This is a genomic window from Pseudomonas sp. VE 267-6A, assembly GCF_024126555.1.
In the GTDB taxonomy this organism is placed as follows: Bacteria; Pseudomonadota; Gammaproteobacteria; order Pseudomonadales; family Pseudomonadaceae; genus Aquipseudomonas; species Aquipseudomonas palmensis.
On sequence record NZ_JAMYBY010000003.1, the window covers coordinates 193785 to 215437 of the forward strand.

Consider the following 21653-nt stretch of genomic DNA (forward strand, 5'->3'; position numbering starts at 1 on the left):
TTTTATTGCCCGAAGAAATCCGACAAGATCCTACAGCACTAGTAAATACGCGCCTTACAGCTTAGCATCCGTCCTAAGACATCCAGTAACCATCCATAAAATCCGCGACCAAGGTGTGGGTCAAAGTGTGGGTCGAGGGGTGTGGGTTGGAGTAGGAGCGAGTGATGGGCAAGCTGACCAGCAAGACCGTGGAGTCGATAGCCAAGGCTGCAACGCCAGGAAAAACCAATGATGGCGATGGCCTGTACTTCCAGGTATCCAAGAGCGGCGGCACCAGCTGGATCTTCCGTTACAAGCTGGATGGCCGCAGCCGCGAAATGGGGCTAGGCCCCTTCCCCGCCATCACACTCAGCCAAGCCCGGCAGTTGGCCGCCGATCAACGCAAGCTTCTAGCTTCCGGAAGCGACCCACTGGCAACCCGCGATGCAGCAAAGGAAGCCAAGCGCGAAGCCGAACGCCAGGCTGCAGCACGTCGCACGACGTTCGAAGATCTCGCTCGCGAATACCAACAGGCACATGGCGGCAGCTGGTCTGAGAAGTGGCGGAAAGGCTGGCTGCGCAAACTGGAGCTCTACGCTTTCCCGACCATGGGCAAGTTGTCGGCTGACATCATCAGCACCGAGCATGTGCTTGCTGCATTGCAACCCATCTGGGTAACCAAGACACGGACTGCTGATGAAATCAGGGGCCAGATCGAGCAAATACTGGATGCAGCCAAGACTCGGCGTTTACGCGAGGGAGACAATCCTGCCCGCTGGCGCGGGCACTTGGACAACTTGCTGAGCAAGGCAGAGAAGAAGAAGGCCAGGCAGCGCCAGCACTTCCCAGCACTGCAGTGGAAAGACACTCCGAAGCTGATATCCACCCTGGCCAACATCGATACACGTGACGCCATCGCAACGAGATTACTGATTCTGACCGGTGCTCGTTACCACATGATCCAACATGCTCAATGGTCTGAGTTTGACCTCGAAACTGGCACTTGGGCACTGCCGGCTGAGCGCATGAAGATGCGAAAACCCTTCGTCATCCCCCTATCGCCTCAGGTAGTCGAGATGCTGAATGCCATGAATAAGACTCATTCAATCTATCTTTTCCCTGGGCAAGGGAAGACTGGTGTCATGCATGGCAACGCAGTCCGCAACCTTCTGCACAAGCTGGGGTATGCAGACATCACGAGACATGGCTTTCGATCGACCTTCCGGGATTGGGCAAACGAATGCACAAACTACCCACGAGAGGTATGCGAGCTTGCGCTTGCCCATGACGAACGCGACCAGACGGAGGCGGCCTATTCACGCTCCGATCTTCTGGAAAAACGCAGGGCACTGATGGCGGACTGGGCCGAGTTCTGCACGAGCCAAAACTAATCGTCGACAACCAGACGCAAAGGAGCCGGTAGTAACAGGCACAAACCGACCAAGGCTGCCTACGGTGATTGGTGCTATTCGCCTCCAGAACGATTCCAGTGGTCGACCAACTCATCGGTACGATCCGGAATCCGAGGTGTCTTGCTGAGTACAATGCATCGGATATTGCCGACGTACTCCTCAATCACATAGAGAATGCTGCCAACATCTCGTGCAGTTCCTTATCCCCGCTTTATAGCCCCCCACTCATACTGAAACGCTCTCGATGCGAGTGGATACCTCAACTTATGCCCGCAAGGCGTTTCAGGCTCTCAATCACATCTGCTGGCTCGCTATTACTCATAGCAGCTGCTAGACGCATTAGCACCTGGTCGCGACGCACCTGAAACTGCGGTAACGCATAAACAGCACCAATCAGTTCACGCAATGTTATTGGCACCCCCCAATACGCCTTAAGAGCAATAGCAAAGGGCTTGGCATAGTCATCGCATGCCTGGATGACGGCGCCGTCGTCCAGATGGTTGCCACGCTCTGCCCATATTTGCACCTGCTGCAAAACACATAATTCCCCCAGTCGATGCAGTATTGCCGCTGCCTGCAAGGCACCATGCTCTACACCAGCCTGCCGGGCCAATTGCACGACCCTTTCAGCCAGTCGCTCCGAGGCATCCAGATGCCCTTGAATGAAGACCGAGAGCAGCACATTTGTAGAACTGCTGGTCTGCCGCAGTGCCAGAGCAATTGCCAGATTGAGGCTAGTGCGCCCGCCTAAGCGCTTCAGTGCGTCTACCAAGCTGGCACAGCGCTGCTCTCCCAATAGATAGGCTGGGCTGTTGGCTGCAGCAATCAGAAAAGTACAGAGAGCGGGGTCGTGTTGCCATTCCTCGGCCAACTCTCGAAAATCCAAGGGCGTACCGAGGGCAGCCAGCATCAACCGATCCTTGACTTGGTGCATCAACGGTAAATCCAGATCCGCGGCGGACCGACCGGACAAGAATGTCGTCAGGTCCTCACGAACCAGTTCATGAGCCACAGTCGGATTATCCGCCGGCAGGAGGCTCTCCAGGCACTCCAGTACTTTTGGCACATAGAAGGGTTTTGTGATGTAAGCACTAATAGCCAACGGTCTGATTGCAAGAACGCTTTCACGATCCGCACGGCCAGTAATCATGACCAGCGGCGTTTCCTTGTCATGCTTACGAATCAACTTAAACAACGTCAGGCCAGAGTCATCGGGAAGGTTCCAGTCGGCCAGTATGAGTTGATATTTGTTGCTCTGCCATCCGGCATAAGCGCTTTTGACATCCCCGTAACAATCAACCTCTGCACCTGGCCTCTTATTCAACACCAGCTGCTTAAGCAAACCTGCCAACCAAGGGTCGTCATCCACAACCATCACACGCATTGACGTTTCTTCCCAATCCTTGAAACCTTCAAAAAAGATAGGCACATTTCCTGAATTGTCCCTACTGCCGTAGACACTCCAACCAACAGTGTTAGAGACGAATCTACGCTAGACAAGCGCACGCTTCTGGTCAGTTAGCGACCACCGCAATAGCTCGCCATCCTCGCCTGGAGGACTCACCATGCCCTTCGACGAAGAACCCAAGGGCTGCTCAAGTAGTGCTTGGCCAGACGAAGCTGGAGGTCACTTTTCGATACATTGGGCTCAAGGTAGACGGCTCCTTGGAGATGGCAATGGATAGGCTAGTCTGTCGCTAACCAGCAAAAGCGACCACACTAAAATCGGTATGTTTAGCCATCCAATTAAGAAGCCTGAAATTTATATCTCAGCCAAACACACCCTATTCCGCCCCGTATTTTTTGCAGCGTAGAGTGCCTTATCGGCAGCGTCGATAAGCGCACTGGCTTCCAGCTCAACACATGATGCTACGCCTGCACTCAAGCTGGCATTGAAATCTCCCATCTCACTGGAGAAGCTAATTCGCGAGAACTGCTGACGCATTTTTTCCAGTATCTGTACTGCTTGAGCTCCACTGCACTCGGGCAGTACTACCAGGAATTCTTCACCACCGTAGCGACCAATAACGTCGACTCTGCGGAGTCTTTGCCTGAGCAGATTAGCGAGTGCCCGAATCACGTTGTCACCAACACCATGGCCGTATGAATCGTTGACCTTCTTGAAATGGTCAATATCCAGCATCACCACGCTTACAGGCTTGCCTGTACGCATTGCGCGCTCCTGCTCTACCGCAACCTGCTCCTTGATATCCGCATGCTTCAGCAGCCCCGTCAGGCTGTCTCGAGACAACGCATTGCTGAGTAGTCTTGCCCTCTGTGCCCTGGCAAACACTGTAGCGATAAGGCTCTTATCGGATATGGGCTTGGTGACGAAGTCATCACCCGCCTTAAGCAAGGCACTCATTTGCAACCCGATATCGGTTTCGGCCGAAAGATAGATGATCGGTATTCGGATCCAGTCATCGTTGAAGCGGATCATCTGGGCAAGCTCGGGACCCGAGCTGCCGGGCATGTTCACATCCAGCAGCAGAACCTCTGGACTGAATTGAGCAATGGTCTCAAGTAGCTGGCTCGGCTCATTGACTACCTCAACCAGCATATTTGCCGCGCTCAGCACCAAGCGATAGTGATTGGCCAACTCATAGTCATCATCAACGATCAACACTCGATAGGGAGTCGCCCCTTGTTGGGCGAAACACCTCTCAAGGCGACTCTCAAGCTTGGCCACATCCACAGGTTTGCTGAAAAAACCGACGGCACCAAGGCGTGCAGCCTGTAGCTGAGTAGCGAAGTCATCCTGCGTCGTCAGCACCAGCAACGGAGGCACCTGCGGGAGACGAGCAAGCAGTGAGGACGCGTACTCCAATCCGCTCTGCTGAGCGGTGCCGAGATTGACGTCGACAATCAAAGCATCAGGACTCTGCCGCGCTATCGCCTCATCAAGTTCGGTAGTGCAGATAAAGTGGCGAGCTTGATAGCCGAACGTCGAGAGCGTTCGACGGATGCTCTCACCCACACTTTCTTCATCCTCGAGGATGTAGATGAGACGGGAGCCTTCGTTCGGGGCGCTGCTGCGCGGCAGATCGATAGGGGCGGGAGCAGGATTCACCTTTACTGCTAGATATGAAGTGCACGCCAGTGCCTGGATATCATCAACAAAAGTGTCCAATCCCTTGCGCTGCAACTCTAGACTGCTGAGCCATTGCTGCGAGTGCTGTTCAAGCAATCGAGCTTGATCTCCCAGCTCCTTGAAGCCGAAGGTACCTGCACTCCCCGCCAGCTTATGCAGCTGGTTGCGCAGATCCTGTAGGTGCTCAAGCTGCTCTGTTGGATCAGAGGAACGCTGCAACTGCTGCGCCCTATCTGCCAGCTGCGGCAGCTCTTCCTTGAGGCGCTGTGCAAACTGCTCGCCCAACAGCTGTAACTGAGCTTGCAGGTCAGCCAACGGCTTCTGTCTATCCATTCGAGCGGCTCCAAATGGCACGTATCTGACTTGCCAACTGCATCGGATCGAAGGGTTTTATGATTACGTCACGTGCGCCGAGGCTCAGGTAATGTTCGACCTCTGCAGGCTGTACCTTGGCAGTCATAAAGGCGACAGGGACAACGTTGATGTCCACCAGGTTGACCAATTGCTCAAGCGTCTGCGGGCCATCCATTCCGGGCATCATGACATCCAGCAGAATAAAATCCGGCGCAAAACTTGCCACTCTATCGATGGCGTCCTGACCGCTGCTGCAACTCAGCACCTCGAATCCGCCGACAGCCTCCAGGGCGACTTTGGCCACAGCCTGAATGGAGGGGTCGTCCTCCACATGCAATATGCGCTTCAGCTCAGGCATGATCATCCCCTTTGGTCGGTAGTAGGCGAGCGAGCACATCCAGGAATGCCTGTGGCTCTGTTCGGGATTTGGCCAATGCTGCCTCGACAAAACTCAGCTGTTCCGTCGAAAGCTCTGTCGAAGACAGTACCACTATCGGTAGTCCTGGATGGGCCTGATGAATCTCCTCAATGAGAGTGAAGCCATCACCATCTGGCAGGTGCAGGTCAAGCAGCACCAGATCCCATGAGCCAGATGCCAACTGCTGCCGGGCCTCCATGAGATTACCGGCCCCCTCGCACTCAGCCAGGCTTCTAGCCTGCTCGGCAACAACCATGCGCAGATCAGGATCATCCTCGATATGCAGAATGCGAGGCTGTCCCCGCGCGCTGCCGAGTGCACGACGCAGGCCGCTCATTAGTCGATGCGGGTCGATGGGTTTATCCAGCCAGTCAACTATGTGCATACCCCCCTGGAGATTAAGTTGCCCTAGCTCGGCTGCCGCGGAGATGACAATGACGGGTAAATCCTTCTTGCGCAGTACACGCTGAATTTCCAACAGGAGCTCAAAACCGTGGCCGTCAGGCAGGCGTAAGTCCAAGGTTACGGCGGCCACTTCGCGCGTTGCCAGGATATGCCTCGCCTCAGCCAGGTTTTCAGCCAGTACTGCCTGATAACCACCGCCCTCAAGCATTAGCTGGAGCAGCCGGGCTACGTCAGGCTCATCCTCCACCACCAGGATGGTTGGACGCTGAATATCAGTGAGTGGATGGTTCTCGACCAGCACCGGCAGCTCGAACCAAAATGTGCTGCCTTGGCCCTCACGAGAATCAAAACCCACCTGGCCACCCATACGCTCAATAAGCTCTTTGGTTATCGCCAGGCCAAGTCCGGTGCCGCCCTTTTGCCGTTGATCACTGCTGTCTGCCTGGGAGAACTTCTGGAAGATGTGTGGGTGGAAATGCTCCGGGATGCCCCGCCCACTGTCTGTGACGCTTACTCTGACGCGCCCATCTCTAAGCGTACTGTGCAGCCGCACCGAAGCGCCGGAAGGAGAGAACTTGATGGCGTTTGACAAGTAATTGGCGAGCACCTGTTGCAGCCGAAGCGCATCGGCACGCACCTTGACAGGAGGCATGGGATCAAGCGCCAGCTGCACCTGATGTTGCTCAGCATAGGAGGCATTGCTGAGAAGGGCTTCATTGAGTTGCTGACCCAACTCGAGGTTGGTGAACTCGAAACTGAGCTTCCCGGCGGCGAGTTTGTCCATGTCCAGAAGATCATTGATCAGGTGGCCTAGCCGCTGACTATTCTGCTGGGCGATTTCCAGCATGGGTCGCATGCTGTCCGGTACGGCACCAAGCGCGCCGCCGGTGACCAAGCCCAAAGAGCCTGAAATCGAGGTCAGTGGCGTACGTAGCTCATGACTGACCGTGGAGACAAAATCACTCTTGAGCTGCTCGATGCGCTTCTGCTCGGTAAGGTCCATCGCGGTGCCGCTGGCGCCGAGCACACGTCCGTCTGGCGAGCATCGAATCAGCGCTCGCAAAAGCACGGGAAGAGGTTGGCCATCCTGGCGTATCAATCGGCATTCATGATTGAGGTAATGCTCTATTGCCCCTTCAGGAGCCGCAAGCCGGGCACGAAGCGCCGCAACATCGTCAGCGTGAACCAGTTGCACAAGGTCCCTGAGAGGCGGTTGAGGCCCCTGGTCGGGATACCCGAGCATCTGCCAGGTATGAGTCGAGGCAAAGAAACGGCCCGCCTCAGTGTCCTGGTCCCACCAGCCATCGTGGCCACCCTGCAAGACGCGTTTAAGTCTTGCCTTACTATTGCGCAGCTGGGATGTCATTTCGTTAGCCAGGCCGATGGCTCGCTGCTGGCCATTGGCAAGAACCTGCGTTAGAAAAAACAGCAGCAAGCTGATCACGCCACCCAGAATCAGCAACAGGCCCTGCTCTTGCTGGAAGCGCCCGTAGAACCCGGGCTGCATGTAGAAGCTCACAGTAAGTGGCTGGCCAAACAACTCCAGCTGCTCGGTGCGTGAAGGTTTATCTGCCTGCTCAAGTCGCGGATGGCTAATGAAAATCTTCTGTTCAGGAGCGGCTATTGCTCCTGTGTAGAGGGCGAAGTCGATCTGCCAATCCCTACCATCGAGAACCGCTTGCATCAGATCGGTCATACGGTAAGGGCTATGGACGAAACCACGTATTGCTTCCCAGCGCTTGGCAGAAGAATTCAACGGCGCCCCAGGCCGATAGACCGGCACGTACATCAGCAAACCTGCTTGAGCAGGCCCCTTATTCTCCTGAACGAGCGTAACTTTGCTGCTCAGCTGGGGGAGACCGGTTTCAACCGCCCTGCTCATGGCTGAACGCCGCGTAGGCTCGGAAAACATGTCAAAGCCGAAAGCCGCCAGGTTTCGCCCTGTAAATGGCTCCAGATAGATGACTGAGGTATACAGATCGCGCTTTCCTGCAGGTTTAATGGCGAACTCAGCAAAGCCCTGTTTGCGCAGGCTCTCCTCAAAAATCTGCAGTTGATCCGGCTGCACGACCTGACTGTAGCCAAGCCCAAGAATTCCTGGGTAGTTGGACTCCAGATCCAAACGTTGCACATAGCGCCGCCACTCATCGCGGCTCACGTCGTTGCTAGCGTCGAACAGAGCTGCCCCTCCCAGCAGTACCTGGCGATGATTGTTCATCCGCTTCTCGATCGCCTCCAGCACCTCATTACCCAGTTGCTGAAACTCACGATCGGCTGCTTTCTCCTGGATGGCGCTAAGCGCGTACCAAGCTCCCAGAGTGCTCAATAAGCCGCACAAAAGAACCACGAGAGGCATCCATCGGGGCCCTTTGGCCAAAGCATGTTCAAGCATCGTCATAGCGTTTCATCCTGAAATAGAGCGGGTAGCTCAACCCAAAAAACAGAGCCGCCTCCGGGACGCGGATAGAAGCCGATGCATCCTCCCATGCGTTCCATCAGCTCCTTGCTGATGGCAAGCCCCAGCCCGGTGCCACCTTTCTGCCGACGGTCACTGGCATCGGCCTGGGAGAACTTCTCGAAAAGACGATCAACAAACTCGGCTGGAACGCCAGGCCCCTGATCGACCACCAAAATTCTGATCTGTCCGCCAAGCGCCTGAGCAGATAGAAGCACCTGACTGCCTGCTGGCGAGAACTTCAGGGCATTGGACAGCAGGTTGCTGAGCACCTGCTGTAAGCGCATTGGGTCCGCGGTGACTTGGGCTACCGGCCCTCCCGTGTAGCTAAGCTGCACATCATGCTGACGGGCGAACCCCTGATGGCTAGTGACACACTCGGCCAGGAAGCTGTCGATATCCAGTTGCTGGGGGATAAAGCTCATCTTGCCTGCAAGCAACTTGTCCATGTCCAGCAGATCATCGATTAATTGCCGCAAGCGCTGAGAATTGCTCTGGGCGATCAACAGCATCTCTCGCATTGCATTCGGTACAGGACCCAATGCCTCACCGTTGATCAGCCCCAGCGAGCCCGCAATGGAAGTAAGGGGCGTGCGCAGCTCATGACTGACGGTCGAGACAAACTCGTTCTTCATCTGCTCCAGATGTTTTCGCTGAGTGATGTCAGTGATAAAGCCATGCCAGAGAATGCTGTCGTCGGCACGCGGCTGTGGCATAGACCGACCTTCCAGCCATATGAGGCCCTTTATGGGATGCAGGAAACGGTACTCTCGGTGCCAGACGCTCAGGTGTTCCGCTGACGTCTGAATGCTGGCGGTCACGGCGAGAAGATCATCCGGGTGAATACGCGCGAAAACGCTGCTCGCGTCTTCTCGCACCTCTTCGGGCTGCAGTCCGTAAACATCCCGTAGCCCCTCGCTGGCATAGGGGAAGCAACTGCGACCGTCGGAATACAGCTGGAACTGGTAGACCACACCGGGAAGTTGCTCGGCGATGTGCTGCAGGCGCTGCAGGGCTTCCTCGCGGTAGCTCAGGTCATTGAGGATGCAGAGATAGCCCATTTGTGCACTGCCATCCATGGCAATCGGCGCCAGGCTGAACAGCACGGGAATGCGCTGCCCCTTGCGATGTCGTGCCCTCAACTCATGCAGGCTGGCCTGCTCAGAGCCGCAGTTGACAGAAGACCTGGCGGGATCGGGTTGCAGCTGTCGCTCCTCATCCGGCAGCACCAGTCCGAGACTTTGACCGACCAGGGCATCTACCTCGTAGCCCAGGAGAGGCAGAACCCCCGGACTGGCCTGCCGAATCACGCCCGCCATGTCAGTGATCAACACCGCAGTCCCTACACTGCTCAAAATCGCCTTATGCAACGCCGCCTGCTCTTGCTGCTGCCGCGTCTGCGAACGCAGCTCGAACAGATTGATGGCCTGCTGCGCGAGCAGTTTGAGGGCGCCTTTCTGTTGCACGCTGAGTTGACGTGGCTGGCGGTCAATCACGCAAAGAGTGCCCAGGTTATGGCCTTCACTGTCAGCAAGCGGCATGCCGGCATAAAAGCGAATATCCGGAGCGCCGGTCACCAGCGGGTTGTCCCTGAAGCGTGGATCCAGTAGGGCATTTTCCACTTCGAACAAGGTTTCGCCGTTGATGGCATGCGCACAGAACGCCAGCTCTCGCGGCGTTTCACGGGCGTCCAGCCCCTGCCGACTCTTGAACCACTGACGCTCGGCATCGACCAACGAGATCAGCGCAATAGGGGTTTCGCAGATCTGCGCCGCCAGTGCCGTGATGTTGTCGAACATGGCCTCGGCAGGCGTATCGAGCAGCTCAAATCTGAGCAGGGCGGCGAGGCGACTACTTTCATTCGACGGTGTAGGTGGATGCCCTGGAGACTTGCGCGTCCTCATTCCTTGACCACCTGACTGGCAATCGGCAGCTCAAACCAGAAGGTGCTACCCAAGTGCTCCTGTGATTCGTAACCAATGCTTCCCGACATGGCTTCGATGAGCTCCTTGCAGATGGCCAGTCCCAGTCCGGTACCACCCTTCTGCCGGGCATCGCCCGCATCCGCTTGCGAAAACCGGCTGAATATCCGGCTCTTGAATTCGTCCTTAATACCAATACCACGGTCCTTGACACTAACCCTCAGCCAGTCGTGATCGACACTTGCTTTGAGAGTTACGACTGATCCGGGCGGGGAAAACTTGACCGCGTTGGAAATCAGGTTGGCCAGGACTTGCGCCAGACGCTGACTATCGAAGGCGACGTTGACCTCTACAGGATGGCCGACCAGCTCAAGCGCAACCTGATATTGATCAGCATAAGGCTGGTTGTGCGTGATGGCATCCTCAAGCAGCGGCCAGATGGGTTGCTCGCGGATGTCGTAACGCATTTTCCCGGCCATCAGTTTTTCCATATCCAGCAGATCGTTGATCAGCTCATGCAAGCGCGAACTGTTGGACTGAGCGATTTGTAGCAGTGCCTGCATCGCTTGTGGCACCTCGCCCAGAACCCCCCCATTGATCAAGCCGAGGGAGCCTGCAATGGAAGTCAGTGGCGTGCGCAGCTCATGGCTGACACTGGCAATGAACTCGCGTTGCATCTGCTGCAGACGTAAACGCTCGGTGATGTCCTGAATATGCAGTATACACAGTGCTTCGCCGGTCACCGATTGCCCAAGCCAGGAGGCACTGCATTCGACGTCGACAGGGTTCTGCTCTGCATCCAGTAGCCGTATCCACCAGCCCCGCCGCGCCTGCCCGGACTCTTGGGCGAGGTGTTGGCGCAACAGCTCACGGTCACTCGGCAGGCAGAAATCAGCCAGTACCGCACTCACTAACTCTTCGCGGCTACGTTCAAGAATTTGGCATAGCGCCTGATTGACTTCCAAAAGCTGCCCCGTGGCTTTCAGCATTGCCATTCCTTGCGGAGCCAGGTCGAAGGCTCGCATGAAGTCCTGCTGACTCCTATTCAGCGCCTGGGCCAGGCTTGCTCTACGACGGTGCAAATGCATCATCCAGGCCGCCAGACAGGTGATGAGCAGGGCCAAGCTCCAGCCCAAAGCCCTGGCCAGGGTCAAAGCAACCAGCGGCTGAGATGTACTCGAAACCTGCAGTTGCCATTTTGCTCCGGCCAGCGATACCGGCAGGCGAACGTTGCCTGCCGAGGCTGCTGCGGGGGCATCGAAGGGTAGGAGGTCAATCGCGAGATCACGCTGGCGCGCCAAGGCATCCAGGTAAGCCATGATCCGGTCGTAATCAATCACCGTGCTGATCAGCCCCCAGTAGCGTTGGTCCTGCAAATACACCGGCACCCTGTAGACAAGACCTCTGCCGCCCTGCACCAGATTCAGGGGGCCATCCAGTTGCGGCGCCCTGTTTGCGATGATGTGCTGAACCCGCGGCCACTGCTCGGCAAGGTCGGGGTAGTAAAGCCCCAGAGCGGACTCATTTCCTTCAAGCGGGTAGAGGTAAGCAATCCGGTTATCCGGCGCCAATCCAATATTGCGGATATAGCGTCCCTGGGCGAACAGTCCACGCAGCCAGGGTTGCAGCTCGGTTGCATCCAGGCGGCCCTGCTTGGTCGGTATATAACTGGCCAAGCCGCTGGCGAGGTGCAGCGTGGCATTGAGTTCGGCCAACAGAACCGCCCTCATTTCGTAGCCCTGGGCACGCAGAAAACGCTGCTCCTCCTGATCCCTATACTGGTTGTAGCGCCAGAGTCCAAGCTCCACCAGGCCACCCATGAGCAGCAGCGTCGCCAGAAGCCCTACCCAGCTCGTAACGCTTGGCGTGTGGCTGGGCCGGATCAAGGGTGTTGCTCCACAGGCAGCTCCACCCAGAAGACTGTCCCCTGGCCCTCGACGGACTCAAAGCCGATGGCTCCCGCCATGCGCTCAATCAGTTCCTTGGTGATCGCCAGCCCCAGGCCTGTTCCGCCTTTCTGCCGGGTATCCGTGGCATCAGCCTGTGAGAACTTGCCGAAGATGCGCGCGCGAAAGGCCTCAGGGATGCCCATGCCAAAGTCACGCACGCTGATGCGCACCCGCGCATCGGCCAGGGCTGCAGAAACCTCAACATCAGCGCCCGGCGCAGAGAACTTGGCCGCATTGGAGAGCAGGTTCGCCATGATCTGATCAAAGCGCTGCCTGTCTACCCGTACCTCGACATCCAGCGGCGGCGGCTTCAAATGCAGAGTCACCGAATGCTGCGTGGCATAGGGCTGGTTCTGTTCGACGGCCGTCGCCAGCAGCGGCCAGAGTTTTAGCCTGTGCAGATCAAGCGTCATTTTGCCGGCCACGAGCTTGTCCATGTCCAGCAGGTCATTGATCAAACCTGACAAGCGCTGGCTGTTACTCTGGGCGATACGCAACATTTCCCCCATCTGTGCAGGGACCTCGCCCAGCGCCCCGCCATTGATCAGACCTAGCGCCCCGGCAATTGAGGTGAGTGGTGTGCGCAACTCGTGGCTGACGGTGGAGACGAACTCATTCTTCATTCGCTCGATTCGCTTGCGCTCGCTGACGTCGCGGACTACGGCGATAAAGCGACGCTGACCCTGCAGGGTGATCTGCGACACCGCGAGCTCCATGGTGAACAGCTCGCCATTGCGCCGCAGTCCAGGCAATTCCAAGGCCTTACCCAGCATGCGTGGCACGCCACTCTCGCGGTAGGCCAATAGGAACTCATCATGCTGCTCACGGTAGCGCTCGGGCATCAACAACTTAACGTTCTGCCCTACCACGTCTGCTTTCCCGTAACCGAAAATCCGCTCAGCCGCCGGGTTGAAGGTTTCAATCAACCCGCTCTCATCGATGGTCACGATGGCATCGATGACGTTGTCCAGCAGGGTGCTGAGGTATTCTTCACGTTCCCGCAGGCGTTTCTCGGCCTCGAAGCGATCCGTAATGTCCTGAATCTGTGACACGAAGTGCAGGGGTACCCCCAGAGCGTCGCGTACCAATGAAACACTGAGCAGAATCCACAGCACGTTGCCGCGCTTGTCGACGTAACGCTTCTCCAGTTGGTAGTCGGCGATCACACCCTCCAGAAGCTGTTGCAGAAGTGCCAAATCCTTGGCCAGGTCATCGGGATGGGTAATGTGCTGAAAGTCGAGCTGCAGTAACTCCTCACGGCTGTACCCCAGCATGCGACAGAGGGCGTCATTGACCTCCATCCAGCGCCCGTCAAGGTCGACGATGGCAATGCCCTGGGGGGCAGTGTTGAATGCGCCACTGAAGCGCCGCTCGCTGATGCGCAGTGCGTCCTCGGCTGCCTTGCGGTCGCTGATATCCCAGATAAAGCCGGACACCCAGAGCAGATCACCGTTAGCGTCGTATTCACCCCGACCTTGCTCCCTCACCCAGACGCTGTGACCGTCTACATGCTTAAGCCGGTAGGTGAGCTCAAATTTTTCATGTCGCTCAATGGCCGCGACGGACTGGTAGGTGATGTGCAGGTCATCAGGGTGCACGACACTGGAAAAGCTGCGGACGCGGTTATCAATGAAGTCACTGGCCGGAAAACCGGTCAGAGAAGAGACTTCATCACTCATGTAACGCATGGTCCAATTGGCATCGTTCTCACAGCGATAGACGACACCGGGCAGATTAGCCACCAGTCCCCGGAAACGATTTTCGCTCTCCTGCAACGCTCTAGTGGTGGACTCCAATTCAGATATGTCACTAGCAATGCCCAGAAAACCGGATAGCGTGCCCTGCCTGTCGAATATGGCACTTACCGTCAGGTTCACTCTGCGCCGAGTGCCATCTTTGTGCACATAGGTCCATTGCCGCGTTTCGGGCTCCCCCTGCCGCGCCAGATGGACGAAAACCTCGAAACCACTGATCTCGCGACCTACGAGCTGTGAAAGCTCGCGACCTCGTTGCGTAACCTCATCACCCAGGTGGATTAACGCCGGGGTCTGGAGACCAACCACTTCCTCTGCCTGATAGCCCAGCAGGCGTTGAGCGCCCCGGTTGAACAGCGTAATCAGCCCATCCGGGTTGATGGCGATGACGCTTACGCCGGTTGCCGAGTCGAGAATGGCCTGTAGTTGGGCGCTGGTTCGATGGGCCTCATCCTGCTGCTCGCGCATCTCGGTGATATCGGCATGAGTGCCATACATCATCAACGGCTTACCTTCATCAGTCCAACTCACAACACGCCCACGGTCATGCACCCAAACCCAGCGCCCCGACTTGTGGCGCATGCGGCATTGATAGTCATAGAAGGGCGTTTCGCCACTGAAGTGGCGCTCCAGGCGGGCGCCTGACTCACGGAGGTCATCGGGATGGGCGTGGTTCAACCAGGTGTTGATGTCGACGGGGGCCAGTTCTTCAAGGCGGTAGCCGATGATCTCCGCCCAGCGTTCATTGAAGGTGGTTTCCCCGGTCTGAACGTTCCACTCCCACGTACCGATGTTAGTTCCGTCGATGATACTTTTGAGGCGCTCTGCTTGCTCCCACAAGGCTGCTTCAGTTCGCTTCTGGTTAGAAGTGTCGCGCATTCAAAGCCCTACTGTTGGCAGATACAGTCAGTTAGATTAGATGAACCTTGCGAGAAAATCGTCAGGTGAGCCTGCCTTAATTGCGGGCGCAAGCTGACGGCGAATCTTCGCAACAAGTGACTGCTTTTGGCCGACGCCAGCCTGTTCGCACTCAGTTAGCGCTGCTGCAAAGCAGCCATTTGATTCGAAAAAATCTCAACCACACATTACTGCCATGACATCAGCACCAAGGAGGATCATCCCATGTCATTGCAGTGCCCCCGCTGTCACTCCCCCAAAGTCGCTTCATTCCATCACGCCATGAAAGCCGGCGCGGCCATCGGTGCTGTCGGTGGCCTCGCACGTGGCATCAGTGCTGCTCTGGCAGGCGGCAAGGCCGGTGCAGCACTCGGCGTATTCGCCGGCCCTGTCGGCATAACCCTCGGCTCGGTATCCGGCGCCATTCTCGGCGGCCTTGCCGGAGGCGTCGGTGGCTGCGCGATTGGCGCTCAGCTCGGCGAGTCACTCGACCGTCACGTCCTGGCCCACAACCTCTGCCTGCTCTGCGGTCACCGCTTCAATCTGCCGGCCTGATCCGGCCACCGCTCTCCTCTTACTTATCTCTCATTGATTGCCGGTGCTGCGCTATGCGCGGCGCTTTATGCCGGCCTGCACCCAAAGGAAATTCGTCATGGCTCATCAAATCGAACAAATGGCCTACGTTGGCGCTACTCCGTGGCACGGCTTGGGCAACAACCTGCCGCAGAAGCAGCCCATCGAAGTCTGGCAACGCGAAGCCGGCATGGACTGGCAGATCATGGAAAGCCCGGTGCACTTCAAGTCGGACGCCATCGGCCATCTGGGCGCGATCCATTCTTTCCCCGAACAGAAGGTGCTCTACCGTTCGGACACCAAGGCACCGCTGTCGGTGGTCTCGCAGCGTTACCACACCGTTCAGCCCAAGGATGTGCTGGAGTTTTACCGGGATCTGACCGAGGTCTCCGGCTACGAGCTGGAAACCGCTGGCGTGCTCAAGGGCGGCCGTAAGTTCTGGGCTTTGGCACGCACCGGACAGGGCGCTGCACTCAAGGGTAACGACCAGGTGAATGGCTACCTGCTGCTGGCCACTTCCTGCGACGGCACCCTAGCCACCACCGCAACCCCCACGACTATCCGTGTGGTCTGCAACAACACCTTGACCATTGCTTTGGATGGCACCAGTCGTGCGATCAAGGTGCCGCACAGTACCCGCTTCGACGGCGATCTGGTGAAGAAGCAGCTCGGTATCGCCGTCTCGCAATGGGACGACTTCATGTATCGCATGCGCCACCTGGCTGAACGCAAGGTGCAGTGGCATGAGGCGCTGGGCTTCTTCATGAACGTGATGTGCGAGACCAGCCCGACCGGCGCACTGCCGGAGCAACTGCCTAACGAGCGCGCTCTGCGCAAAGTGCAGGAGCTGTACGAAGGTCGTGGCCGTGGCAGCCAACTGGACTCAGCACGCGGCACCGCCTGGGGTTTGCTTAATGCCGTGACCGAGTACGTCGATCACGAGCGCCGGGCACGCAGCACGGAGTACCGCCTCGACTCTGCATGGTTCGGCCAGGGTGCCCAGATCAAGCAACGCGCCTTGGATACCGCCCTGCAATTGGTCGCCTGACCTTTTACCCACCCCATAACGCCCGACCCGCTTCGTTGCAGGTCGGGCGTTTCTATTTCTGCAAGGTGAACGCTATGAAAGCCACTTCATTGAATCGCAGCACCAGCAAATCCCGCCCGGCTCTGCGCCTGGTCAGCACCAAGGAGCTGCCACGCGAGGACTGGCTGCAGATCCGCAAGCAAGGTATCGGCAGTTCGGACGCTGCTGCGGCAGTAGGGCTGAACCCCTATAAGTCGCAGCTGGAACTCTGGCTGGAAAAGACCAGTCGCGATGCCGGCATGCCCAAGGCTGATCCGCACGATGAGGAAAGCCCGATGTACTGGGGTAACGTGCTGGAGCCCATCGTGGCCTGGCATTACAGCAAGCGCACGAAAAACAAGGTACGGCGCATCAACGCAGTGCTGCAGCACCCGGATCCGAAACTGCCCTGGATGCTGGCCAACATCGACCGCGAGGTGATCGGGGCCGACGATGTGCAGATCCTCGAATGCAAGACAGCCGGCATCAACGGGGCACGCCTCTGGAAAGAGGGCGTGCCGGAGTATGTGCAGCTTCAGGTAATGCACCAGCTCGCCGTCACCGGCAAGCAGGCTGCCGATGTGGCGGTGCTGCTGGGTGGCCAGACGCTGGAGACCCACCGCATCGAGCGAGATGAGCACATGATCGCTCGCCTGATCGAGCTGGAGCGCAAGTTCTGGCAGTACGTGGAGACTGATACACCCCCACCGGCCGATGGTACGGCTTCGGCAGAGTCAGCGCTGCGCTGCCTCTATCCGGAGGACAACGGCCAAGTCGTCGACTTCAGCCAGCATGCGGGTCTGTCAGCGGCTTACATCGAGCTGAAGGCCGTTCGCCAGTCGATTACGGATAAGGAAAAGCGCGAGGCCGAGCTCAAACAGATGCTGCAGCAGGCCATGGGCGATGCCAGTCGAGCGGAGTTCTCCAATGGCTACGTTAGTTGGCGTAAGGCCAAGGACAGCATCGGCCTCGATGTCGCTCAACTACTCAAGGACAAGCCCTACCTGCAGGCCAAGTACCCACTGCTGAAACCGGGTGCACGACGCTTCCTGGTCGGCTGAAACCCAGTTTTCCCAAACATTCCCTCCCCTTGGCCAGTCCATGCAGTTCGCGCTGCGTGGCTGGCCTTTTTTTCATTTCCAGGAGACTCACCATGCTCAAAGGTCTGGCTATCACTCCGCCGGTACTCGGGCGGATTTCCATTGGTAAGGTCATCGAGAAAAACGGCAAGCGCCTGCCGGAGAAGGATGACCAGTTCACCATCACGTCCCAGGTGCAGGGTAAGGACGGCTGGCTACTGCACCCGCTCAATGATGAGCTGCGTCAAGGCAAGGACGACAAGCTGCGCAGCATTCCGGTACGCCTGCTGTTCAACGAACCGGAGCTGAATTTCCGAGCCGACTACACACTGTTCGACCGGCAATCGGGTCGGCCGGTTTGTGTGGGCAATGGCGAGACCTGCAAGCGGGTCACCTCGGACGGCATGCAGTCGCTGCCCTGCCCGTCACCGGATGCCTGCCCACTGGCGAAAGGCGGTGCCTGCAAGCCCTACGGCCGACTGAACGTGGTCATTGGGGATGAGGATCCGCTGGGCAGCTTTGTGTTCCGCACCACCGGCTTCAACAGCATCCGTACCTTGGCGGCTCGCCTGCATTACTTCCAGGCTATCTCGGGCAACCGCCTGGCCTGTCTGCCGCTGGAGTTGCGTCTGCGTGGTAAGTCGACTCGCCAGAGTCATGGCACGCCGATCTTCTACGCCGACCTGACAGTACGCGGCGGCATGGACATGGCTGAAGCGCTGGTGACTGCAAGTGAACTCGATTCGCGGCGGCAGGCTGCAGGCTTCAATCAGGCGGCTTTGGATGAGGCAGCACGACGTGGCTTTGGCAACGGAGCCTTCGAAGACTGCGAGGAGGATGTCAGCGCCATCGTGGAAGAGTTCTACCCAGAAGGTGAAGTGCCCGCCTCAACAATCACACCACAAGCCACCTACACCAAGCCAAGCCTGGCTGAGAAGTTGGAAGCGCAAGCCACACGCCAAGAGGCGAAAGTATGAAACGGCTGCTACGCACTTTCGGTGCTGCGATGATGTTTGCCGGGATCCTGGCAGGCTGCCTGGCGGTCTTGTTACTGGTGATTGTGATGGTACGCTTTCCACCATTGCTGATAGCGGTGGTACTGGCGTGCTGGATCCTCTGTCGACTGCAGGCAGCACGATCAAGCAAGTAACTGACGTCAGCGAAAATGGATGTCCCGCTCCACTGAGGGCGGGACATTCTTTATTTTTTGTCTTTCACTGATAAGGCCCGATGAGCGATTGCTAATCAACAAAGCCCGAGAGGGACTCAGCTATCTGCGTCCCTGATCTTAAACTCAGGTTTCACCTTGACGACTGCTCCCGACGGCGCACCAACAAGCTCAACGTCATCCTCGCAGTCATCGGCGTCAGCGAAGGTCATCTGCTTCATCGGAAAACTCGATGGTATGGCGAAGTGGTTCCGGTTTTCCGAACAGGTAACCCTGGAACGCACGGCAGCCAATAGATACTAGCAAATCCAGCTGCTCGCGCTGCTCCACGCCTTCGGCTACCACCTCCAGGCCGAGGTTTTGCGCCAGGGTCACCACGGTGTGGGCGATGGCGCTGTCGGTGTTGTCGGTGAGGATTTCGTCGACGAAGGACTTGTCGATCTTCAGCTGATCCAGCGGCATGTGCTTGAGATAGCTCATGGACGAATAGCCGGTGCCGAAGTCGTCCAGCGAGAAACGCACGCCGAGCTGGCGCAGCGCCTGCATCTTGCCGATGGTGACCGTCAGGTCGTGTTGCAGCATGGATTCGGTGATTTCCAGGCGCAGGCGGTTGGCCGGTGCGCCGCTGCTGGCCAGCACCTGCAGCACCTGCTGGACGAAGTCATTCTGGCTGAGCTGGCGGGCGCTGATATTCACGGCAAGGGTCCAAGCCTGGCGCATGGGGTCGTGCTGCCACTCGGCCAGCTGGCGGCAGGCGGTGGCCAGTACCCATTGGCCGATCGGAATAATCAGGCCGCTTGCCTCGGCCAGGGGAATGAACTGCGCCGGGGAAACCAGGCCGCGCTGCGGGTTTTGCCAACGCAGCAGGGCCTCAAAGCCGAGGATCTGCTCGTCGGCGTCGACTACCGATTGGTAGAACAGGCGCAGCTCATCCTGCTCCAGGGCCAGGCGCAGGTCGCGCTGCAGCAGGGCGCGCTGGTTGATTTCGCTCTGCAGGGCGTTATCGAAGAAGCACAGCTGGTCGCGCCCGGCATCCTTGGCTTTGTACAGCGCCATGTCGGCCTGCTTGATCAGTTCGTCGGCGTTCTGCAGCGTGCCATCGAACAACACCACGCCAATGCTCGGGGTGATCTGCACCATATGGTCGTGGAGCTGATAGGGTGCGGACAGCATCTGGCGGATCTTCTCGCCAGTATCGCTGGCATGGTGCATGGCGCTTTCCTGGCTGTTGCCCAGCTCTTCGATGATCACCACGAACTCGTCGCCACCCAGGCGCGCCACCGTGTCGCTCTGGCGCAGGGTGCCCTGCAGGCGCACGGCCACTTCCTTGAGCAACAGGTCGCCGATCGGGTGGCCGAGGGTGTCGTTGATTTCCTTGAAGTGGTCCAGGTCCATCAGCAACAGGGCGCCGTGCTGATTATGCCGTTGGCTGTTGTGCAGGGCGCGGATCAGTCGCTCGTTCATCAGGCGGCGGTTGGCCAGGCCGGTGAGGGCGTCGTGCAGTGCCATGCGCTGGGCGGCTTCTTCGATGCGCTTGCGCTTGGTGATATCGGCGCGGATGGCGATGTACTGCTCGGGCAGGCCATCCTTGCCGATGAAGGGCATGATGGTGCTCTGCACCCAGTACAGCGAGCCGTCCTTGGCGCGGTTGCACACCTCGCCACTCCACACCTCGCCATGGCTGATGGTGCGCCACAGGTCCTGGAAGAATTCGCGTGGATGATGGCCGGAGTTGATCATTTTGTGGGTGCGGCCGACCAGCTCGCTGCGGGCGTACTGGGAGATGGCGCAGAACTTGTCGTTAACCTGGGTGATTACCCCGCGGGCATCGGTGATGGCGACGATGGCGTGGGCATCCAGGGCGGCCTTGATCTCGGCGATTTCACGCAGTGAGTCAATCAACTGTCGGCGATTGTGCTCGCGTTCGCTGGTGTCGGTGAAAATCGCCAGCACCCCGGCTTCGCGGCCGCTGACCTGGCGTTCCGGCACCACCAGGCAGGAGGCATAGGCGCTGTTGCCGTCCGGGCGGACGTATTCCAGATCCAGGTCACTGCGCACGCCTTCCAGGGCTTTAAACAGATGCGGTTTGATCTGCTCAGCGACGTCGCTGAGTAGCAGGTCGCTGATGGTTTCACCGATCAAGTTTTCCGGACGACGATCCAGGCTGCGGATTAGCGTCGGGTTGGCATAGCGCAGGTGCAGGTGCTCATCCAGGCGGGCGATGCCAACCGGCAGGTTGCTCAGCAGGTTGTGCAGTTCGGTTTCCTGTTCGCGAATGCGCTGCTCACGCACTTCCAGCAAACGATAGGGTTTGCGCACGGCAATCTGGAAGGCAGCCAGGTAGAAGAAGCAGTAGGCGGCCATCTTATAGATGTGGCCGAACAGGTTGATGAATTCCGAAGTCGTTCGGTATTGGGTAAACGCCAGGCCGCCCATCGCGGTAATGAAACAGGCCGCGCCCAGCCATAGATCGCGGCTGCTCTGAGTCTTGCGGCTACGCAGGAAGAACCACAGGGCCAGGCCCAGGTTGGCGACGCACAGGATGAGTTCGCAGGTGTTCTTCAGTGGCGTCAGGCCGCTGCCGGGGATATAGCTCAGCGGCAGCCATTGTGGGCGCTGAGTGGCGATCAGGAACAGGGCGGCGACCAGGACAATGCCTGCTATCAGCCAGGCATTGCGGCTGCCGGGTAGGCGCAAGGACAGGGCTGCCAGGCAGAGAACGGCTACCTCGACCGCACGGCTGCTGAGCCAGAAAAAGATCGCCGTGTTGGTACTGCCATCCACCACCAGCCCCGGCATGCCGGCGAAATACAGGGTATGCAACATGTCCAGGCCGGCCACGCTGGCGAAGCCGAAGACCAAGGTCTGGGCTATGGGCTCGGCGTCATGATCCGGTGTGTTCCAGGCGATAGTGACGATCATCAGCGAGACGCTGATGGCGAACATTTCCAGCAGGATATGCACCGACAGGTAGTCGGCCGGACGGGCAGTGAAGATGGCAATCGGAGGCAGGCTCAGGGCCAGGGCCATCAGTACCAGGGCCAGGGCGCAGGTGCTCAGCGCCAGACTGCGGTGGTTCAGATAGAGAGGCTGCAAGGCGTTATCCGGGGGCGCTGCTAGCGCCCGTTGTG

13 protein-coding genes and 1 pseudogene are annotated in these 21653 nt (G+C 58.1%); 5 read left to right on the forward strand and 9 right to left on the reverse strand.

Annotated features, from left to right (window positions below; genetic code table 11):
• The first annotated feature begins 164 nt into the window (after window positions 1-164).
• Window positions 165-1370 (forward strand): integrase arm-type DNA-binding domain-containing protein, encoded by a 1206-nt coding sequence (locus NJH59_RS04375; RefSeq protein WP_253086445.1) that lies wholly within the window; start codon window positions 165-167, stop codon window positions 1368-1370.
• A 74-nt stretch (window positions 1371-1444) separates the two neighbouring features.
• Here NJH59_RS04375 and NJH59_RS04380 read toward each other — a convergent pair.
• The 8 genes and pseudogenes from NJH59_RS04380 to NJH59_RS04415 form a co-directional block, all read right to left on the reverse strand.
• Window positions 1445-1579 (reverse strand): annotated as a pseudogene (locus NJH59_RS04380) (AbrB/MazE/SpoVT family DNA-binding domain-containing protein); the annotation flags it as partial.
• Between the two features lie 71 nt (window positions 1580-1650).
• Window positions 1651-2820, reverse strand: coding sequence for a response regulator (locus tag NJH59_RS04385; RefSeq protein ID WP_253086446.1), 1170 nt, complete (start codon window positions 2818-2820; stop codon window positions 1651-1653).
• Between the two features lie 333 nt (window positions 2821-3153).
• The gene (locus tag NJH59_RS04390; RefSeq protein WP_253086447.1) at window positions 3154-4815 is read right to left on the reverse strand and encodes a diguanylate cyclase; all 1662 of its coding nucleotides are present in this window, start codon (window positions 4813-4815) and stop codon (window positions 3154-3156) included.
• Window positions 4808-5194: a response regulator gene (locus NJH59_RS04395; protein WP_253086448.1), complete on the reverse strand. Its 387-nt coding sequence runs from the start codon at window positions 5192-5194 to the stop codon at window positions 4808-4810. The genes NJH59_RS04390 and NJH59_RS04395 overlap by 8 nt, the downstream gene beginning before the upstream one ends.
• Entirely contained in the window at window positions 5187-8057 is a 2871-nt protein-coding gene (locus NJH59_RS04400) for a CHASE domain-containing protein (protein WP_253086449.1), read from the reverse strand. Before NJH59_RS04400 ends, NJH59_RS04395 begins: the two co-directional genes overlap by 8 nt.
• Window positions 8054-10018 (reverse strand): ATP-binding protein, encoded by a 1965-nt coding sequence (locus NJH59_RS04405; RefSeq protein ID WP_253086450.1) that lies wholly within the window; start codon window positions 10016-10018, stop codon window positions 8054-8056. The genes NJH59_RS04400 and NJH59_RS04405 overlap by 4 nt, the downstream gene beginning before the upstream one ends.
• Entirely contained in the window at window positions 10015-11922 is a 1908-nt protein-coding gene (locus NJH59_RS04410) for an ATP-binding protein (protein WP_253086451.1), read from the reverse strand. Before NJH59_RS04410 ends, NJH59_RS04405 begins: the two co-directional genes overlap by 4 nt.
• Window positions 11919-14618, reverse strand: coding sequence for a PAS domain S-box protein (locus tag NJH59_RS04415; RefSeq protein ID WP_253086452.1), 2700 nt, complete (start codon window positions 14616-14618; stop codon window positions 11919-11921). Before NJH59_RS04415 ends, NJH59_RS04410 begins: the two co-directional genes overlap by 4 nt.
• A gap of 243 nt (window positions 14619-14861) precedes the next feature.
• Between NJH59_RS04415 and NJH59_RS04420 the strand changes: the two genes are divergently transcribed.
• The 4 genes from NJH59_RS04420 (at window position 14862) to NJH59_RS04435 (ending at window position 18331) form a co-directional block, all read left to right on the forward strand.
• Window positions 14862-15191: a hypothetical protein gene (locus tag NJH59_RS04420; protein WP_203788845.1), complete on the forward strand. Its 330-nt coding sequence runs from the start codon at window positions 14862-14864 to the stop codon at window positions 15189-15191.
• 97 nt (window positions 15192-15288) lie between these two features.
• Complete coding sequence (locus tag NJH59_RS04425) at window positions 15289-16257, forward strand: DUF932 domain-containing protein (RefSeq protein WP_063988280.1); 969 nt, start codon at window positions 15289-15291, stop codon at window positions 16255-16257.
• Between the two features lie 74 nt (window positions 16258-16331).
• Window positions 16332-17336 carry a lambda-exonuclease family protein gene (locus tag NJH59_RS04430; protein WP_253086453.1) on the forward strand — a complete coding sequence of 335 codons (1005 nt, stop codon included), beginning with the start codon at window positions 16332-16334 and terminating at the stop codon, window positions 17334-17336.
• 92 nt (window positions 17337-17428) lie between these two features.
• A complete protein-coding gene (locus NJH59_RS04435; protein WP_253086454.1) occupies window positions 17429-18331 on the forward strand; it encodes a hydrolase or metal-binding protein in 903 nt (300 codons plus the stop codon).
• Window positions 18332-18720: 389 nt separating this feature from the next.
• On the opposite strand, the gene NJH59_RS25485 is transcribed toward NJH59_RS04435, so the two are convergent.
• On the reverse strand, window positions 18721-21618 hold the full coding sequence (locus tag NJH59_RS25485; RefSeq protein ID WP_290445810.1) for an EAL domain-containing protein: 2898 nt from the start codon (window positions 21616-21618) through the stop codon (window positions 18721-18723).
• Between the last annotated feature and the right edge of the window lie 35 nt (window positions 21619-21653).

Excerpts from the sequence above, each read along its gene's own strand:
- NJH59_RS04375 (WP_253086445.1), top strand. The coding sequence starts at position 165 with ATGGGCAAGCTGACCAGCAAGACCGTGGAGTCGATAGCCAAGGCTGCA.
- NJH59_RS04390 (WP_253086447.1), bottom strand. The coding sequence starts at position 4,815 with ATGGATAGACAGAAGCCGTTGGCTGACCTGCAAGCTCAGTTACAGCTG.
- NJH59_RS04395 (WP_253086448.1), bottom strand. The coding sequence starts at position 5,194 with ATGCCTGAGCTGAAGCGCATATTGCATGTGGAGGACGACCCCTCCATT.
- NJH59_RS04400 (WP_253086449.1), bottom strand. The coding sequence starts at position 8,057 with ATGACGATGCTTGAACATGCTTTGGCCAAAGGGCCCCGATGGATGCCT.
- NJH59_RS04405 (WP_253086450.1), bottom strand. The coding sequence starts at position 10,018 with ATGAGGACGCGCAAGTCTCCAGGGCATCCACCTACACCGTCGAATGAA.
- NJH59_RS04415 (WP_253086452.1), bottom strand. The coding sequence starts at position 14,618 with ATGCGCGACACTTCTAACCAGAAGCGAACTGAAGCAGCCTTGTGGGAG.
- NJH59_RS04420 (WP_203788845.1), top strand. The coding sequence starts at position 14,862 with ATGTCATTGCAGTGCCCCCGCTGTCACTCCCCCAAAGTCGCTTCATTC.
- NJH59_RS04425 (WP_063988280.1), top strand. The coding sequence starts at position 15,289 with ATGGCTCATCAAATCGAACAAATGGCCTACGTTGGCGCTACTCCGTGG.
- NJH59_RS04430 (WP_253086453.1), top strand. The coding sequence starts at position 16,332 with ATGAAAGCCACTTCATTGAATCGCAGCACCAGCAAATCCCGCCCGGCT.
- NJH59_RS04435 (WP_253086454.1), top strand. The coding sequence starts at position 17,429 with ATGCTCAAAGGTCTGGCTATCACTCCGCCGGTACTCGGGCGGATTTCC.